Origin of the sequence: Synechococcus sp. PROS-U-1 (genome assembly GCF_014279755.1) — a bacterium.
GTDB lineage: Bacteria > Cyanobacteriota > Cyanobacteriia > PCC-6307 > Cyanobiaceae > Parasynechococcus.
The window spans coordinates 1,343,403-1,359,356 of the sequence record NZ_CP047951.1; the positions used below are offsets into that span (position 1 = coordinate 1,343,403).

The 15,954-nt window shown below is 60.1% G+C and carries 17 protein-coding genes; 14 read left to right on the forward strand and 3 right to left on the reverse strand.

Annotated features, from left to right (window positions below):
* Position 1: 1 nt before the first annotated feature.
* The 11 genes from SynPROSU1_RS07295 (at position 2) to SynPROSU1_RS07345 (ending at position 10,704) form a co-directional block, all read left to right on the forward strand.
* Positions 2–889, forward strand: coding sequence for an inositol monophosphatase family protein (locus tag SynPROSU1_RS07295; RefSeq protein ID WP_186569937.1), 888 nt, complete (start codon positions 2–4; stop codon positions 887–889).
* A gap of 22 nt (positions 890–911) precedes the next feature.
* Positions 912–2,090, forward strand: a complete 1,179-nt coding sequence (locus tag SynPROSU1_RS07300) for an ATP phosphoribosyltransferase regulatory subunit (RefSeq protein ID WP_186569938.1) — start codon at positions 912–914, stop codon at positions 2,088–2,090.
* Between the two features lie 25 nt (positions 2,091–2,115).
* Positions 2,116–2,340 (forward strand): ferredoxin family protein, encoded by a 225-nt coding sequence (locus SynPROSU1_RS07305; protein WP_186569939.1) that lies wholly within the window; start codon positions 2,116–2,118, stop codon positions 2,338–2,340.
* 101 nt (positions 2,341–2,441) lie between these two features.
* Positions 2,442–4,346, forward strand: coding sequence for a molecular chaperone HtpG (gene htpG, locus SynPROSU1_RS07310; protein WP_186569940.1), 1,905 nt, complete (start codon positions 2,442–2,444; stop codon positions 4,344–4,346).
* A gap of 79 nt (positions 4,347–4,425) precedes the next feature.
* A complete protein-coding gene (rpmB, locus tag SynPROSU1_RS07315) occupies positions 4,426–4,662 on the forward strand; it encodes a 50S ribosomal protein L28 (protein WP_006850205.1) in 237 nt (78 codons plus the stop codon).
* A 12-nt stretch (positions 4,663–4,674) separates the two neighbouring features.
* Positions 4,675–5,235 carry a peroxiredoxin gene (locus SynPROSU1_RS07320; protein WP_186569941.1) on the forward strand — a complete coding sequence of 187 codons (561 nt, stop codon included), beginning with the start codon at positions 4,675–4,677 and terminating at the stop codon, positions 5,233–5,235.
* 52 nt (positions 5,236–5,287) lie between these two features.
* Positions 5,288–6,778: a glucosylglycerol-phosphate synthase gene (ggpS, locus tag SynPROSU1_RS07325; protein WP_186569942.1), complete on the forward strand. Its 1,491-nt coding sequence runs from the start codon at positions 5,288–5,290 to the stop codon at positions 6,776–6,778.
* Positions 6,775–8,040: an ABC transporter substrate-binding protein gene (locus SynPROSU1_RS07330; RefSeq protein WP_186569943.1), complete on the forward strand. Its 1,266-nt coding sequence runs from the start codon at positions 6,775–6,777 to the stop codon at positions 8,038–8,040. Before ggpS ends, SynPROSU1_RS07330 begins: the two co-directional genes overlap by 4 nt.
* Positions 8,037–8,903, forward strand: coding sequence for a carbohydrate ABC transporter permease (locus SynPROSU1_RS07335; RefSeq protein ID WP_186569944.1), 867 nt, complete (start codon positions 8,037–8,039; stop codon positions 8,901–8,903). The genes SynPROSU1_RS07330 and SynPROSU1_RS07335 overlap by 4 nt, the downstream gene beginning before the upstream one ends.
* An 11-nt stretch (positions 8,904–8,914) precedes the next feature.
* Positions 8,915–9,730 (forward strand): carbohydrate ABC transporter permease, encoded by an 816-nt coding sequence (locus tag SynPROSU1_RS07340; protein ID WP_186569945.1) that lies wholly within the window; start codon positions 8,915–8,917, stop codon positions 9,728–9,730.
* Entirely contained in the window at positions 9,727–10,704 is a 978-nt protein-coding gene (locus SynPROSU1_RS07345; RefSeq protein ID WP_186569946.1) for an ABC transporter ATP-binding protein, read from the forward strand. Before SynPROSU1_RS07340 ends, SynPROSU1_RS07345 begins: the two co-directional genes overlap by 4 nt.
* Here SynPROSU1_RS07345 and csaB read toward each other — a convergent pair.
* On the reverse strand, positions 10,676–11,743 hold the full coding sequence (csaB, locus tag SynPROSU1_RS07350) for a polysaccharide pyruvyl transferase CsaB (protein ID WP_186569947.1): 1,068 nt from the start codon (positions 11,741–11,743) through the stop codon (positions 10,676–10,678). The genes SynPROSU1_RS07345 and csaB overlap by 29 nt on opposite strands.
* A 54-nt stretch (positions 11,744–11,797) precedes the next feature.
* Here csaB and SynPROSU1_RS07355 point away from each other — a divergent pair, with 54 nt between their 5' ends.
* The 3 genes from SynPROSU1_RS07355 (at position 11,798) to psaK (ending at position 12,697) form a co-directional block, all read left to right on the forward strand.
* Complete coding sequence (locus SynPROSU1_RS07355; RefSeq protein WP_186569948.1) at positions 11,798–12,094, forward strand: DUF2499 domain-containing protein; 297 nt, start codon at positions 11,798–11,800, stop codon at positions 12,092–12,094.
* On the forward strand, positions 12,084–12,371 hold the full coding sequence (locus SynPROSU1_RS07360) for a DUF3593 domain-containing protein (RefSeq protein ID WP_186569949.1): 288 nt from the start codon (positions 12,084–12,086) through the stop codon (positions 12,369–12,371). The genes SynPROSU1_RS07355 and SynPROSU1_RS07360 overlap by 11 nt, the downstream gene beginning before the upstream one ends.
* 68 nt (positions 12,372–12,439) lie before the next feature.
* Complete coding sequence (gene psaK, locus SynPROSU1_RS07365) at positions 12,440–12,697, forward strand: photosystem I reaction center subunit PsaK (protein WP_115022027.1); 258 nt, start codon at positions 12,440–12,442, stop codon at positions 12,695–12,697.
* A 52-nt stretch (positions 12,698–12,749) separates the two neighbouring features.
* Here psaK and SynPROSU1_RS07370 read toward each other — a convergent pair whose 3' ends face one another.
* Together SynPROSU1_RS07370 and dxs are read right to left on the reverse strand one after the other, a co-directional pair.
* Positions 12,750–13,937 (reverse strand): NAD(P)/FAD-dependent oxidoreductase, encoded by a 1,188-nt coding sequence (locus tag SynPROSU1_RS07370; RefSeq protein ID WP_186572293.1) that lies wholly within the window; start codon positions 13,935–13,937, stop codon positions 12,750–12,752.
* A gap of 13 nt (positions 13,938–13,950) precedes the next feature.
* Entirely contained in the window at positions 13,951–15,882 is a 1,932-nt protein-coding gene (gene dxs / locus SynPROSU1_RS07375) for a 1-deoxy-D-xylulose-5-phosphate synthase (RefSeq protein ID WP_186569950.1), read from the reverse strand.
* Positions 15,883–15,954 lie beyond the last annotated feature (72 nt).

Genomic DNA, 15,954 nt, shown 5'->3' on the forward strand with positions numbered 1-15,954 from the left:
CATGCGGGAGTCCATCTGCAGTCGAGCCGCCCGCAGCGGCGGGCTCAGCCCAAACGATCTTGAGCGTTATCTGACCGTGGCGCGCTCAGCAGCCGATGCCGGTGGCCAGGAGCTCATGCGCCATTACGGGCGCCTGTCGTCCATCGAAAGCAAAGGGCGCATCGGCGACCTGGTCACCAATGCCGACGTTGCAGCAGAACGCATCGTCTTGGAGATGCTGGCGGACCAGACCCCTGACATCGCTGTGCTGGCGGAAGAAAGCGGGGCTACAGGCCAGCAGAACGGCCTGAGGTGGTGTGTTGACCCCCTGGATGGGACCACAAACTTCGCCCACGGTTATCCCTTTTTTGCCACCTCAATCGGGCTCACCCTGGGCCAGCAACCCATCCTGGGCGCCATCGCCGTGCCCTTCCTCAATGAGATGTACTGGGGAGCACCGGGAGTCGGGGTGTTCTGCAATGACACGTCCCTTCAGGTGAGCAGCTGTGATCGGCTCGAAGCCGCTCTTCTCGTCACAGGATTTGCGTATGACAGGCACACCCGTCTCGACAACAACTACGCCGAGTTCTGCTGGTTCACCCATCGCACCCATGGGGTCCGTCGCGGCGGCGCCGCGGCGGTTGATTTGGCCTTCGTGGCTGCTGGCCGCCAGGACGGCTACTGGGAACGGGGCCTGTCTCCCTGGGACCTGGCCGCGGGCGTGGCCTTGGTGGACCTAGCGGGGGGAACCGTCACCGGGTATGGAAATCAACCGTTCGATCTGTCCAGCGGCCGTGTTGTGGCCGCTGGCCCTGGATTGCATCCCGCGATCACGGATGGGTTGTCCCAAGTGAAGCCGCTGCCAGGGGCTTCCTTCGGCGCTCCCGAGGTCACGGCCATGGGATCCTGAGGCGTGGTCGAGAGGACGTGAGATGGCGCTGCAACCTGCAGCTGGCGCAAAGGATCTGAATCCACGTCAGGTGGAGACCAACCGACAGCTGACGGAACGTCTGGCATCGGTCTTCCGCCTGTGGGGCTACGAGGAGGTGTCGCCACCTCGGGTTGAACGCCTGGCCACGTTGATGGCTGGGGGTGCCATCGACAGTTCAGACATCGTTCGACTCGTTGCTGATGACCCCCTCGGGCTGAGGCCAGAGATGACTGCTTCCATCGCCAGAGCCGCCTGCACCCGATTTGCCGATCGCCAACGGCCGTTGCGTCTCTGGGCCTCCGGCACGGTGTTCCGGACCCGTTCCGCCGATGAGGGGGGGCAGTCCATCGAAGAAAACCTGCAGAGCGGCGTTGAACTGTTCGGCGTCAATGGCAGCGAAGCGGAGATGGAACTGCTCAGCCTGTTGATGGCCGCTGTTCAGACTCTGGGGCTGCAGGACAGCCAGAAACCAAGGCTGCTGCTGGGCCACACCGCCCTGATGGATCTCATTCTCAGCCCGTTCACCGGTGTAAAGCGTGATCAGATCCGCACGGCCTTGATCGATTTTGACCGTCTGGCCCTTGAGTCATTCGAACTGGGCAAAGACGACAAAAACAGGCTTCTTTCCCTCCTGGACTGCCGCGGAACCCCCGACCAGGTGCTGACACAGCTCACCGGCCTGCGCGGAGAGCAGCCGGTCTTCGACGAGCTGCGTCGACTCTGTGCCCATCTCGCCACAGCAGCTCAGGATCAGTCGGTGACGATTCAGCTCGACCCGACCTTCCAACCCCATTTCGAGCTCTACACCGGCCTGGTGTTCCAACTGGTGTGTGATGGCCGCAGCTCTCCTGTTGTGATTGCCCGCGGCGGTCGCTACGACGATCTGGTGCAGCGTTGCGGAGCGACGGACGACCAGGCCTATGGCGCTGGGTTCAGCCTGGCGATCGACCCGATCCGAGAACTGATCTCGGAATTTGATAGAGCTGAGCAGCAGCAGGCCGATGTTTTCGTGGCCTTTTCAACGGCCTCGAGCCTGGAATCGGCCATGGATCGTCAGCGGGGCTGGCATCAGAAAGGCCGCACGGCCGTCATGGCCTTGGAACCGTTGGAGTCACGGGAGACGGCTGAACAGCTTGCGAAGGCACAGGGGGACATGCAGCTGGATTGGGTCGATCCTTAGGATCCGGCAGATCAGCAGATGCTCCATGGCACATTCCATCGTCACTGATGTTTGCGAGGGGATCGCCGACTGTGTGGATGCCTGCCCCGTGGCCTGCATTGACCAAGGCAATGGAAAAAACAAGAAAGGGACAAACTTCTACTGGATCAATTTCGACACCTGCATCGATTGCGGCATCTGCTTGCAGGTCTGTCCAGTAGAGGGCGCCATCGTTGCTGAAGAGCGTCCAGACCTTCAAAAGACGCCCTGACCAGGCAGGCATGGGCGCAGTTAGGTACGGAGAACCCCCTGAAGAGGCCGTTGAGCCGGAGTGAAACCGGTCTCTAGTGTCTGGTTTTTAGCGGCAAAGGAATGGCGGTGCTGGAGGAACAGGGTCAGATTCAGATCCACACCGAAAACATTTTCCCGATCATCAAGAAGGCCGTGTACTCCGGCCACGAGGTGTTTCTCCGGGAACTGGTCAGCAATGGCGTGGATGCCATCAGCAAGCGCCGCATGGCGGCGATGGCAGGCGACTGCAGCGAAGGCGATGACGGCGCCATTCGCATCTCGGTGGATCGCGAGGCCAAGACCGTCACCATCAGCGACAACGGCATCGGCATGACAGCCGATGAGGTGAAGCGGTACATCAACCAGGTGGCTTTCTCCAGTGCCGAGGATTTCCTGGAGAAGTACAAGCAGGAAGACGACGCCATCATCGGCCACTTCGGCCTTGGCTTCTATTCCAGCTTCATGGTGGCCGAGCGGGTTGAGCTGCTGACCCGTTCAGCCCGACCCGATGTTGAAGCCGTGCGCTGGAGCTGTGATGGTTCCCCTAACTTCAGCCTCAGCGCCGCCGAGAAAGAGCAGCCGGGTACGGACGTGATCCTTCATCTGATGGAGGACGAGTTGGAATATCTCGAACCGGCACGGATCCGAACTCTGATCAACACCTACTGCGACTTCATGGCAGTGCCGGTGCAGCTCGAGGGGGAAACGATCAACAAGATGGAGGCCCCCTGGCGCAAAAGCGCCAGAGATCTCAGTGATCAGGACTACATCGACCTCTACCACTATCTCTATCCCTTCCAAGGCGATCCCCTTCTCTGGGTTCACCTCAACACCGACTACCCCTACAACCTGCAGGGAATTCTCTTTTTCCCCAAGCAGACGGGTCGTGCCGACTGGGAGAAGGGTGAAATCAAGCTGTACTGCAACCAGGTGTTCGTCAGCGATTCGATCAAGGAGGTCGTGCCGCGCTATCTGTTGCCCCTGCGGGGAGTGATCGATTCACCCGACATTCCCCTGAATGTGAGTCGAAGTGCCCTGCAGACCGACCGACGCGTTCGCTCGATCGGAAATTTTGTCGCCAAGAAGGTGTCAGATCGGCTGCGGGGATTGAAAAAAGAGGATCCCAAGGCCTATGCCGAGGCCTGGGATGCCCTGGCACCCTTCGTGAAGATCGGTGCCATGGAGGACGAGAAATTCGCAGAGCAGGTCTCCGAATTGATCCTGTTCGCCACCACCGCTGCAGCCGGGGAAGGCGACCATGCTGACCCGATCGCCTGCGATGGCCGTGCCTTCACCACCCTGGAGGGATACCGCAGCCGACTGGCCGAAGATCTGGACAAACGAGTGCTTTACAGCACCGATGACGTTGCCCAAGCCGGTGCTCTCAATCTCTGGACATCCCAGGGCGCGGAAGTGCTGAAGCTGGAAACGGTGATCGACACCCAGTTCATCCCTTGGCTCGAGCATCGCCACGAGGAGCTCACGTTCCAGCGCGTCGACTCGGAACTGGACGAGAGCTTGAAAGACAACGACGCCGAACTCACCGATCAGGACGGAACCACAGAGTCCGACCGACTGCGAGACCTGATCAAGGAAGCTCTGGCCAACGACAAGGTGACCGTTCAGGTGCAGGCCCTGAAAGCGGAAGGGGCACCGCCGGCGTTGATCCTTCTGCCGGAACAGATGCGCCGGCTGAACGACATGGGCGCCTTGATGGAACAACGGCTGCCGGGCCTCCCTGAGCATCACGTTCTGCTGGTGAACCGACGTCATCCCCTGGTGGAAGGAATGCTGAAGTTGCGTGCTGGTGGCGTGCTTGTTGGAGCGGCGGAAGCCTCACCCACCGCAAGCCTGGCCGGGGATGTGGCCCGCCATCTGTATGACATGGCGCGGCTGGGCGTCGGGGGACTGGAGCCCAATGAGCTGGCCGGATTCCAGACCCGCAGTGCTGAATTGATGGGTGCTCTGATGCAGAGAGGTCTTTGAAGCAGAGACCTTTTGCTAAATTGGTTGTTTGGAACTGTTGATTCAGCTCCAAACAACCTCTCAGTAGAAGGACATCGTCATGTCACGGGTGTGTCAGCTCACCGGTACTCGCGCCAACAACGGCATGGCCGTGAGCCATTCCCACATCCGCACCAAGAAGCTGCAGCAAGCCAACTTGCAGCAGCGTCGCCTCTGGTGGGCGGAAGGCAACCGCTGGGTGAAGCTGCGTGTCACCACTCGCGCTCTGAAAACCATCCAGAAGAAAGGCCTGGGCGCCTACGCCAAGTCTCTGGGCATTAACCTGGCCAAGATCTGAGATCTTGAACGGGTGAATCGCCGGGAATTATTAGTCAAGTCCGGCCTTTTCCTTGCAGCTCTGACGCTTTCACCCTCGCGGGCTTCAGCCCTCGGGGGTGTTGTTTTGGAAACGGGCACGACCGTGCCCGATTTCGATCTGCCCGGATCCAGCCAGTCCGAACCCGATCGGAAGCAATGGAGCAGCCGTGATCTTCGCGGCCGCTGGCTGGCGGTTTATTTCTACCCAAGGGATTTCACCGGGGGATGCACGATCGAAGCCAGGGGCTTCGAAAGCCTCCACGCCGACTTCCTTCAGGCCGGGGCCGAGGTCATCGGTATCAGCGCCGATAGCGTTGACGACCATGAATCCTTCTGTGAAAGCGAGGGGTTGAGCTTCCCCCTGCTGTCCGATCCCGACGGAACCGTGAGCAAGGCCTACGGGTCCTGGATGGCGCCATACTCGCTACGCCACACCTTCCTGATCGATCCCGACGGGGTCTTGCGTGAGCGTTGGGTAGCGGTTCGACCTAACGGTCACGCCCGGGAGGTGCTGGATTCGTTGACGTCTTTTCAGAACAAAGCCACCGTTTGACAAAAAAGGCCTTTTGCTGAATGGTGGAACAAACGAAGCGTTGTTCGAATAAATGGGTGCTGGTCAGAGTTCGTTTGTAATCCTCTACCACCGCACGCCGTTCGACGAATCAAAAGACAAGAACGGAAAAAGAATATGGGTCGATCAGAAAAGCCCTAACGGAATTATTCCGACACTTCGCAATCTCTTTCGCAGCTGCGAAAAGGGAACCTGGATTGCTTGGAGACGCGTCGACGATCAGTCGAATGAGGGCACAGAACGGTTTGAAATGGACAACCCTTCGCCGTTCACTCTGTGCAGGATTCCTCTGGAAGATGAACAGATTTCCAGTTTTTATCACATCACATCAAAGGAATGCTTCTGGCCGATTCTTCATACTTTCCCAACCTACTTCAATGTCAATAATGCGAACTGGAAGATCTTCGAAGAGGTCAACAAGCGCTTTGCCATGGCGGCCTGCGCGGAAGCTGCTGAAGGAGCAACAGTTTGGGTGCACGACTACAATCTTTGGTTGGCTCCGGGATACATCCGAGAGGAACGTCCCGACCTGAAGATTGCCTTCTTCCATCACACTCCGTTTCCAGGAAATGATGTTTTTGCCATCCTTCCCTGGCGTGAGCAGATTCTGGAAAGTCTGCTCTGTTGTGATGTCGTCGGCTTCCACATTCCCCGCTACACAGAAAACTTTGCCCGTGCCGCCATCACCCTGGTGGGCGCCAAACGTGGACCCAAAGTCCCGGTGGACAAGAAATTCATTGAAGTAGGCACCGCCCTGTCGGAGGGCACGGTGACCAGTCACCTCGAGCACAACGGCCGCACCATTCAGCTCCTCAGCTCTCCGGTGGGCACCTCACCGGATCTGATCCAGGAATTGTGCTGGAGCCCGTCGGTTGAAAGCCATGGCGAATTGATCGTTCAAGACACCAAAAAAGGCCGAAAGCTGATCCTCTCTGCGAGTCGGGTGGATTACACCAAGGGGAACGAAGAGTTGCTGCTGGCCTTTGAACGTCTCTTGGAACGACGCAAGGATCTGCATGGGCAGGTGGTGCTGATGCTGGCCTGTGTGGCCGCTGCCAGTGGAATGAAGATCTACGAAGACACCCAACGCTCGATCGAGGAAATGGCGGGGCGAATCAACGGCCGTTTCAGCCAGATCGATTGGGTCCCCATCCGCTTTTCCACCCGCCGGATCCCCTACGACGAAATGATCGCCTGGTTCTGTCATGCGGATGTCTGCTGGATCACACCCCTGCGGGATGGCCTGAATCTGGTGGCCAAGGAATATGCCGCTGCTCGACGCAACCGTGGCGGGGTTCTTGTGCTCTCCGAATTCACCGGAGCCTCGGTTGTGCTCGATGGCGCCGTGCTCACCAACCCGTATTCAAATCGCCGCATGGATGAGGCCATTGAATCGGCACTGGAAATGGATGAAGACGAACAACGCGACCGAATGAGCCGCATGACCGATGCCGTGGAGAGCTACACGGTTAGCGACTGGGCGGATGAACAGATCTCTGGTCTGTCGGCCTCGCCCCCGCAATGAAGCTGAGACGCTGGCTCGCAGGCGGCGCCTTGGCACTGGTGATAGCCCTGGGAGCGCTGGTTGGATCAGCCTCCTTTCGAGCGGAGGAGGTGAGCATCCTCATGCCCTCGTCCTTCACCGATGCCAGTGCTGATCTGGTGAAGGCCTTCAACCGCGAGCATCGCGGCCGGATACATCTGAAGTTGATCCGAGGTCCGTTGAACACGGAATCGATTTCAGATCTTGCAATCAGCAGCCTTCTGCTCGGTGATGCACCCTTCGACGCGCTGCTGATGGATGTCACCTGGTTGCCGAAATATGCGGCCGCGGGCTGGCTGGAACCCCTGGATCCCTGGTTTGATCAAGCCGACCAAGAGCTGCTGGTACAGGGTGCTCGGCTGGGCAATGACTACGACGGTCACCTCTATCGCTGGCCGTTGGTCGCCGATGTGGGACTGCTCTATTGGCGAACGGATCTGATGGATCAACCACCGAAAACGCCGAATGAGTTGGTGTCCGTTGCAGCAAACCTTGTTCAGTCCAACGCCATTTCCAATGGTTTTGTCTGGCAGGGTCGTCAGTACGAAGGGCTGAGTTGCGACTTTCTTGAGGTCCTCCAGGGTTTCGGCGGCAGCTGGATGGACACCACCACCAATGCCATGGAGCTTGACACCCCTGCGGCAACGGCCGCGGCGACCTGGTTGAACGATTTGATCAGCGAAGGGGTCAGCCCCTATGCCGTTACCAATTACGCCGAATCGGAGTCGCTTCAGGCCTTTAAAGCCGGCGATGCAGCCCTGATGCGCAACTGGCCCTACGCCTGGGCTGAACTGCAGAAGGACGACAGCAATGTGAAAGGCAATGTGGGCATCAGCCTAATGGTGGCGCAACCGGGTGAACGCCCCGGCGCGACCCTGGGCAGCTGGGGGTTGAGCCTGATGCATCAGTCGCCGCATCAGGAGGCGGCGGTGGAAGCGATTCGCTACCTCACCAGCGAAGCCTCCCAGCGGGCACGCTTTCTCAACAATGGCTACTCCCCCACCCAGGAGAAGTTGTTCAGCGACCCGGAGATGCTGAAGAGTTCTCCTGTGCTGCCGGAGCTGTTGGTGGCGTTGAACCATGCGGTGGTTCGCCCGCCGACACCCCTCTATGCACAGCTCAGCGATGTGTTGCAGCGGGAACTCAACGGACTGTTCACCGATGCCGGATCCCCCGATGAGGCCATGGCGACCAGTCAGCAGCGAAGCCAGACCCTGCTTCGTGCCGCGGGGGCCACGCCATGACGGTGTTTCTTGCAGTTCCAGCACTACTGCTGATCGCCGTTGTCTTCGGCTGGCCGATGCTGCGATACTCGTGGCTGAGCTTTCACGCTGATTCCGTCCTCACTGGCCTTGAACCGGTGGCCAATGGCGGAGCTAACTGGATGCGGCTGGTGGTTGATCAGCGGTTCTGGCTGGATGCCTTTCAGACCGCGCGATTCGCCCTGATCTCCGTGGGACTGGAGTTGCTGTTGGCCCTGGCTATTGCACTCCTGCTGCATCAGCGCTGGCGCGGCCGAGGCGCCGTTCGTGCCCTGACCCTGCTTCCTTGGGCTCTGCCCACAACGATGATGGCCTTGGGCTGGCGCTGGATCTTCAACACTCCCTACGGACCCATCGAGGTGCTGGCGGGACGCCTTGGTCTCAACTCCCTGGATTTGTTGTCCACCCCATCGATCACCTGGCTGGTGACCGTCTTTGCGGATGTCTGGAAAACAACGCCCTTCATCACGTTGATCCTTCTGGCGGGGCTCCAGAGCATTCCCGACGACCTTTACAGCGCCTTTCGCCTGGAAGGTGGAACCCCGCTCCAAGCCTTGCGCCGGGTCACTTTGCCGCTGCTGCTGCCCTACATCCTGCTCAGCCTTTTGTTCCGCTTGGCCCAGGCCTTCGGGGTGTTCGACCTGGTGCAGGTACTGACCGGTGGTGGTCCAGCCGGGAGCACGGAAAGCATCGCCCTCTATGCCTATCTCAACGGCATGCGCTTCCTTGATTTCGGCTACAGCGCCACGGTGATGCTGGCGGGCTTCCTGCTGCTCACCGTGCTCATCGTCGCGGGGGCCCTGGTGCTGAAGACCCTCGGTGTGTTGAGGCCCATGAATCAATGAAGCGTGGATCGATGTCGCGACGTCCCTTCTGGATTGCCCTGCTGCTGGTCTGGTCCCTCGGCCCGATGCTGTGGCAATTGGTGAGTTCATTCACCACCGCTGATGCCCTGGTCAGTGACCAACTGAGTTTCTGGAACCGCTGGACCCTCAACAACTACAGAGATCTGCTGGGCACCGATCCGCCATTTTGGCGGTACTTGTTCAACAGCAGCCTGGTGGCCTCCATCACCACTCTGCTCACCTTGGTGCTGGCTGTTCCAGCGGCCTATGGACTAGCCAAACTCCCCAATCGATGGAAGGGAAGTCTGCGGACCGCGGTGGTCGGAGCCGCCCTGTTCCCCTACGTGCTTCTGTTCCTAGCGCTGCTGGAACTGGCCCGCACGTTCTCACTGGGCAACAACCTCATCGCGATTTCCATTCCCTACAGCGCGCTCTCAATGCCCCTGGCCCTCTTGCTGCTCACTGCAGCTTTTGAAGCCCTACCCAACGATCTCGAAGACGCGGCGAAACTGGAGGGCCTATCGATGTGGCAGCGGCTGCGCTGGGTGCTGCTTCCCTTGATTGCACCGGCCTCCGCCAGCACAGCAATCCTGGTCTTCCTGTTCGCCTGGAACGAATATCCCGTTGCCCTGACCTGGCTGAGCCGCAGCGATCTGCTCACACTGCCCGTGGCGATGGCCCGTATTGCGGGATCATCCACCTATTCGATTCCCTACGGCACCTACGCAGCAGCCACTGTGCTCGGCGCCATTCCGCTGTTGGTACTCGTGCTGTTGTTTCAGCGGCAAATCGTCAGTGGACTCACCAACGGAGCGATCAAAGGATGACTCTGGAACTGCAGGCCATCAGCAAGACCTTCGGCGAACGCCAAGTTCTCAACAAGCTCGACCTCAATGTGGCGAAGGGCGAATGCGTCGCTCTGCTGGGGGCCAGTGGCTGTGGCAAAAGCACAGCCTTGCGTCTGATCGCCGGCCTCGACCATCCCGATCAAGGTTCCATTCGCATCAACGGTGCCGAGATGGTTGACGTGCCCGCCGAACGGCGCCGGGTGGGGATGGTGTTTCAAAGCTATGCCCTGTTCCCGCATCTGAATGTGTGGGACAACCTCGAACTGGGCCTGCGGATGCGTGGCGGCACCCCCAGCGCTCGCCAGGAGCGGATCCGCAACGTTCTGGAGGTGCTGCAGCTCAGTGAGCAGGCACAGCAAAAGCCCTCACATCTCTCCGGCGGCCAGCGCCAGCGTGTCGCCCTGGCGCGAGCTCTGCTGAGAGATCCCCTGGTGTATCTGCTGGATGAGCCGATGAGCAATCTGGATGCGCAATTGCGTGAAGACCTACGGCCTCAATTGCGTCGGCTGATCATCGGCGGTGATCAGCCCGTGGTCTACGTGACCCATGACCAGCAGGAAGCGATGGCATTGGCTGATCGCATTGCTGTGATGCGCCAAGGAAGCATCGAACAGATCGGAACGCCCCGCGAGCTTTACTTGCAACCCGCCAGCACCTACGTCGCCCAGTTCATTGGCCGCCCGCAGATGAATCTTCTGCCACCCCAGAGCGGAGTGATCACGGGCATCCGACCGGACGACCTACGGCTCGATCCCGATGGCTCGCCTTGCACGATCCTCAGCCGTGAATGGTTCGGCGCCAATCAGATGTTGCTGGTGCGCTGCGATCGCGGCGACCTGCGGCTGGTCTGCTCCGGTGAAACGGCGATGGACGCTGAACCGCGGATCAGTTGGCCCGCCGCTTGCGAGCACCGCTTCGATGCGCTCACCGGACGTCGGCTTCCATCCGATTGAGCAGATCGGTGTGCGCTGATGCCTGGCGTCGCAATTGTTCGGTCTGATCGGGATCCGCTGGGCGATCGACTTCGGCCCGCCATAGGTTCAGCAAGCCATCCACAGACGGAAGAGCCGTCAAGTGGATGCATGGCACCGAGGCCATGGCTGCGGCGGCCTCCACCTTCGGGTCGTAGCTGAGAGCAGCCATCGGACAGTTGGCCAGACGGGCCAGAATCAAAGCGTGCAATCGCATCGGCAGCACCAGGCGCGCCCGCTGCACCAGCTCGCAAACGGCCTCCAGAGAGTGCGGCACCAGGGTTGAGCTACGCGCTTTCAACCGCTCCGGCAGCAGACCTTCTTCGCTCAGGTGCTGCAGCAATGGTGCGTCCTGATGTTCATGGAACGCCAGCCAGATCACCGGAGCCTCCAACTCGGCACTGAGCAGATCCAAAGCCGCCGTCAACCGACGCCAGCCCGAGCGATCCAGCAGTGGTGTCGGACGCCAGCTCAACACAATGGCGTCGCCACCGATCCAGGGGTGCGCCGGCATCTGCCAGACCGGATCTGCAGCCACCACCATCGACAGCTTTGGGGCCCAGTGCCGGGCCAGATCAAAGGAGCGCTGATCCCTCCAACTCGCTGCCTTGCAGAAAGGCAAAACGGTGCGGACCAACACCCGACTGATCGGACGCTGCAAGGGTCCAAGGCCCTGACCCCAGAGCACCACCTCAGCTCCACCAAAGCGGGCAACCGCCATCAGCAGGAGGTAATAGACAAGGCTGCTGAAGCTGGTGCTGTCCTGCAGCAGGCTCCCGCCACCAAGCACCAGCATATCCGCCCGCAAGGCCGCACGAAGACAGAGCAGCAAGGAACGTCGCTTCACCGTCTGCGCCGACGGAGCCAAAGCCAGAACGGGTGCCGGATCGCGGGCGGTAATCAGCAGCTGCTGCGGCTGGGGAAGTGACGACACCAGCACCTGAAGCAGTGCGTCATCGCCAAGATTGTGCTCTCCGTAATAGCCGCAAAGCAGCAGGACAGGTGCAGCGGGGCGGACCACGGGCGGCAGCCTGTTCACTCCAGGCATTATCAACCGATTCCTAGGATTCACGGCATGCACGCGTTGTCGCTCGGAACCTGGTGGATCCACGTCGCCTCCGTGATCGAGTGGTGTGTGGCGATCGTGTTGATGCATCGGCGCGGGCTGCCCGGCATGGCTTGGGCCATGCTTCCGGCCCTCGTCAGCGCGATGGCCGCCTGCACCTGGCATCTCTTTGACAACAGCGAAGCGCTGCGTGGTCTGGTCACCCTTCAGGCCCTGTTCACCGTGATCGGGAACAGCACCCTGGCTTTTGCGGCGTGGCAGCTCCAACGACGCCGGGTGGAGGACGGAGTGGTCAATGAGCTTTGATCCCGCTCCCCTATTTGCGGTCTCGCTGATCCCTTATCTGTTTTTTCTCTTCTGGCTCCGCAGAAGTGAGGCCCTTCCGCTGCTGGCGGAACGCGGCTTTCAACTCACACTGCTGTTCGTTGCCGTCACAATTGCAGCCGCCATCGCAGCTCTGCGTTGCTGCTCAGCGGAACTGGTAGAAATCGACTGGTTGCACGGGGGCGCAGAAGCCTTCTTAACGCTCGGCAACACCGTTCTTGTGATCGGACTGCTGCTGCCGACAACCAAGAAAGGGTGAACAACTCTTAAGAGACGCAGGCAAGACGTCGGCAGGGCCGGAAAATGAGCTGTCGCTCATAGGCTCGAATGCTGACCCACCTTTTCGCGATCGCTCCCGCCACAGTGTCCTGGTCTCCCAAGGTCGCCTTGGTGATGATCCTCTGCAATGTGGTTGCCATCATGGTCGGCAAGGCCACGATTAAGCACCCCAACGAAGGCGCTGCACTTCCCAACTCCACCTTCTTCGGTGGAATGGGACATGCAGCCATGCTCGGAACCACCAGCCTTGGCCACATCATCGGCATTGGTGCGATCCAGGGCCTGGCAGCCCGCGGTGTGCTCTGAAGCAACACCTTTCCGGGAAGGAGCCACGGCTCCTCCCCGGAAACAACTTCGCTCAAAGCAGATAGGGCAACAGGCGTAAGCCGTAACGCTCGAATCTGTACTCAAACAGCAGCTCAGAGAGAGCACTTGCTTTTGCTGTGGAAGAAAGTCCATTGATCAGACGTTCGAGTCGTTGATCAGCCCGGCAATTGTTGAGCCCCCACCAGGTGCGCCGCGCCAGACGGCCTGACACCGACCATCGCCAGCTCCGCTGCGCATCAAGTAACTGTCTGTAGCGATGGGGAATGGTTGCTGAGTCGCCGCTCATCCCATCAGCGATCAACAGATCGGCCAGTTGATCGGCATTGTCCATCGCATGGCGGATGCCCTCTCCACCGAGAAGATTGGCTGTACTGGCCGCATCTCCAACCGCCAACAGCGCATCGACACCCAGCGCTTCAGATCGGGAGATCGAGCTGGAAACAGGCCCACCATGACGATCCAGAACGAGACAGTCGGACAAGCCGCAGCGGTGAATCAACCGCTGCAGGGGCTGCGCCAGGCTGCCGGGGGTCTGACGATGGGGCGGAGGAAGCTGACAGACACCCACCTTCAGCCGTTGTCCTTGCATAGGGAAGATCCAGCCGTATCCGTGGCTGATCCAGGGTGTCCCCAGAAAAAAACTGATCCGATCCCGCCAGGATGCGGCGTGGCGATCATCGGCTTGAAGCAGCCACTCGACACCGATCCCCTGCAGCAGCGGATCAGCTGGATTGGGCTTGACACCAGCCTGCTGAAGCAGATCGCGACGAGCACCCGTGGCGTCAATCAGCCACCGGACTGAGAGCAACGACTCCACACCATCGCGCGTCTGCAGCTGCACGGTGGCGTTCTCTGCGCTAAGGCTTTTCAGAACTGCCCGACAGCCAGGAATCAACTCCACACCATGGCGACGCGCTTCCGACCAGAGAAAGGAACGGAGCCTGCCGAAGTCGAGCACCACCCCCAGATCGTCGTCAGACCACCACTGATGCACAAGACCGGAAGGATCGTGCAGCTGCCAGCCCTGCCAGGTTGCGGCGATGATTTCATCCGGCAGGCCAAGCCGAAGAACAGCCTCCAGAGGAAGAGCTGCGCTGGAATAGGCATTGCGATCCGGATCCATCAAGCGATCCACCAGGGTGACCTCAGCACCCCTGCGCGCCAGTTGGATCGCCAGGCGAGCACCGGAAGGCCCCGCACCAACGATTAGAACCGACACAGATCCTTCCGCTTCAGGCTTGCAGAGCCTTGATCGAAGCGCTGGATGGCAGATCACCAGCGGCCTTGCTGAAGCGCTCAAGGATGCGTTCAGCCATCTGTGCAGGAGTTAGGCCAAGAGCTTCCTTGCTCTGTTGAGGAGTGGCGTGATCGACCAGCTGATCGGGAATGCCGATCCGCAGCATTGAGACAGTGATGTCCTGATCGCTCAACGACTCGAGAACGGCGGCCCCAAATCCTCCGGGAAGGGCTCCCTCCTCCATGGTGACCACACGGGGGATGCGTCGAGCCAGAGGATGAATGAGGGCCTGGTCCAGCGGCCGCAGGAACCGGGCATTGATCACCGTGGTCGAAAGACCTGCTTCCTCAAGAAGGGTCGCTGTGGCAAGAGCCGGCGCCACCATGGCGCCGTAGGCAACGATCATCAAGTCGTCACCTTCCCGCAGCAGTTCTCCACGGCCGATCGGCAGGGATTCCCAACCCTCTTCCATCAAGGGCACTCCTTCACCCGATCCCCGGGGAATGCGCAGGGCTGTCGGTCCGTCGTGACTGAGGCAGGTCACCAGCATTTGCTGCAGCTCAGCCTCATCCTTCGGAGCCATCACCGTGAAATTGGGAATGGCACGCATGTAGCTGATGTCGTATTGACCCTGGTGCGTCGGCCCATCGGCACCAACGATGCCAGCACGATCCAGAACGAAGGTGACCGGTAGTTTTTGGATTCCTACGTCATGGATCAACTGGTCGTAGGCCCGCTGCAGGAAGGTGCTGTAGATCGCGCAAACAGGACGCAACCCTTCGCAGGCCATGCCGGCTGCCAGGGTGACGGCATGCTGCTCGGCAATACCGACGTCCACGTACTGGTCGGGAATGGCCTTCTGCAGCAGGTCGAGGCCGGTGCCGGTGGCCATTGCCGCAGTGATTCCCACCACGCGACTGTTTTGCTCGCACAGCTTGACGAGGGTCTGACCAAAGACCTTGCTGTAGCTGGGAGGCTTGGGTTTGGACGAGGGGATCGCCTTACCCGTATTGAGATCGAAGGCTGATTGCGCGTGATAGCCGACCTGATCGGCCTCGGCATAGGGATAGCCCTTGCCCTTTTTGGTGACCACATGCACCAGAACAGGACCACCCTCACGGTGAGCCGCCTGGAAGGTGCGCACCATCTCACCCATGTCATGGCCGTCGATCGGACCCATGTAGGTGAAACCGAGTTCTTCGAACACGGCACCGACTTTGGGGACAGCGAGTCGTCGCATGCTCCCCTTCAGACGATTGAGCTCCGCCGGAAGCTCTCCACCCATGAACGGCAGGTGACGAACACTCTCTTCGACACTCCCCGAGATGAACTGCATCGGTGGGCTAAGCCGCGCACGGTTCAGAACACTCGATAGGGCTCCCACCGGTGGGGATATCGACATGTCGTTGTCGTTCAGCACCACCAGGAGCGGAGTATTGGGAAGGTGCCCCGCGTGATTGATGGCTTCCAGGGCCATGCCGCCTGTCAGGGCACCATCACCGATGACAGCAACGCATTTGTACGACTCACCCTTGTTGTCCCGCGCCATCGCCATCCCCAGCGCAGCGGATATCGAGGTGCTCGCGTGACCGGCTCCGAAGTGATCGAAGCCACTCTCCGAACGCTTGAGGTAGCCGGCCACCCCACGCTGTTGGCGCAGGGAGTCAAAGTCGTTGAACCGCCCCGTGATCAGTTTGTGCGGGTAGGCCTGATGACCGACATCCCAGATGACACGGTCGTGGTCAAGGTCAAGCGTTTGGTAAAGAGCAAGCGTGAGCTCCACAACTCCGAGGCCAGGGCCGAGGTGGCCACCACTGGTCGACACCACCTGCAAGTGCCGCTCACGGATCTGCCGAGCCACATCCTCGAGTTGAGCCGGGCTGAGTCCGTGCAGTTCATTCGGATGCTTGAGATCTCCGAGATGCATGCACTGCCAACTCCAATACAAGCAATCTACGGGAACCAACCCTGCGGGTGCCTGGATCGAACCCTTGGAAGA

What these genes read in the sequence shown, in the direction of transcription:
- dxs (WP_186569950.1), bottom strand. Translation starts at nt 15,882, where the DNA reads ATGCATCTCGGAGATCTCAAGCATCCGAATGAACTGCACGGACTCAGC.
- SynPROSU1_RS07345 (WP_186569946.1), top strand. Translation starts at nt 9,727, where the DNA reads ATGACTCTGGAACTGCAGGCCATCAGCAAGACCTTCGGCGAACGCCAA.
- SynPROSU1_RS07360 (WP_186569949.1), top strand. Translation starts at nt 12,084, where the DNA reads ATGAGCTTTGATCCCGCTCCCCTATTTGCGGTCTCGCTGATCCCTTAT.
- SynPROSU1_RS07300 (WP_186569938.1), top strand. Translation starts at nt 912, where the DNA reads ATGGCGCTGCAACCTGCAGCTGGCGCAAAGGATCTGAATCCACGTCAG.
- psaK (WP_115022027.1), top strand. Translation starts at nt 12,440, where the DNA reads ATGCTGACCCACCTTTTCGCGATCGCTCCCGCCACAGTGTCCTGGTCT.
- SynPROSU1_RS07330 (WP_186569943.1), top strand. Translation starts at nt 6,775, where the DNA reads ATGAAGCTGAGACGCTGGCTCGCAGGCGGCGCCTTGGCACTGGTGATA.
- SynPROSU1_RS07305 (WP_186569939.1), top strand. Translation starts at nt 2,116, where the DNA reads ATGGCACATTCCATCGTCACTGATGTTTGCGAGGGGATCGCCGACTGT.
- SynPROSU1_RS07340 (WP_186569945.1), top strand. Translation starts at nt 8,915, where the DNA reads ATGTCGCGACGTCCCTTCTGGATTGCCCTGCTGCTGGTCTGGTCCCTC.
- SynPROSU1_RS07355 (WP_186569948.1), top strand. Translation starts at nt 11,798, where the DNA reads ATGCACGCGTTGTCGCTCGGAACCTGGTGGATCCACGTCGCCTCCGTG.
- htpG (WP_186569940.1), top strand. Translation starts at nt 2,442, where the DNA reads ATGGCGGTGCTGGAGGAACAGGGTCAGATTCAGATCCACACCGAAAAC.
- SynPROSU1_RS07335 (WP_186569944.1), top strand. Translation starts at nt 8,037, where the DNA reads ATGACGGTGTTTCTTGCAGTTCCAGCACTACTGCTGATCGCCGTTGTC.
- rpmB (WP_006850205.1), top strand. Translation starts at nt 4,426, where the DNA reads ATGTCACGGGTGTGTCAGCTCACCGGTACTCGCGCCAACAACGGCATG.
- ggpS (WP_186569942.1), top strand. Translation starts at nt 5,288, where the DNA reads ATGGGTGCTGGTCAGAGTTCGTTTGTAATCCTCTACCACCGCACGCCG.
- SynPROSU1_RS07295 (WP_186569937.1), top strand. Translation starts at nt 2, where the DNA reads ATGCGGGAGTCCATCTGCAGTCGAGCCGCCCGCAGCGGCGGGCTCAGC.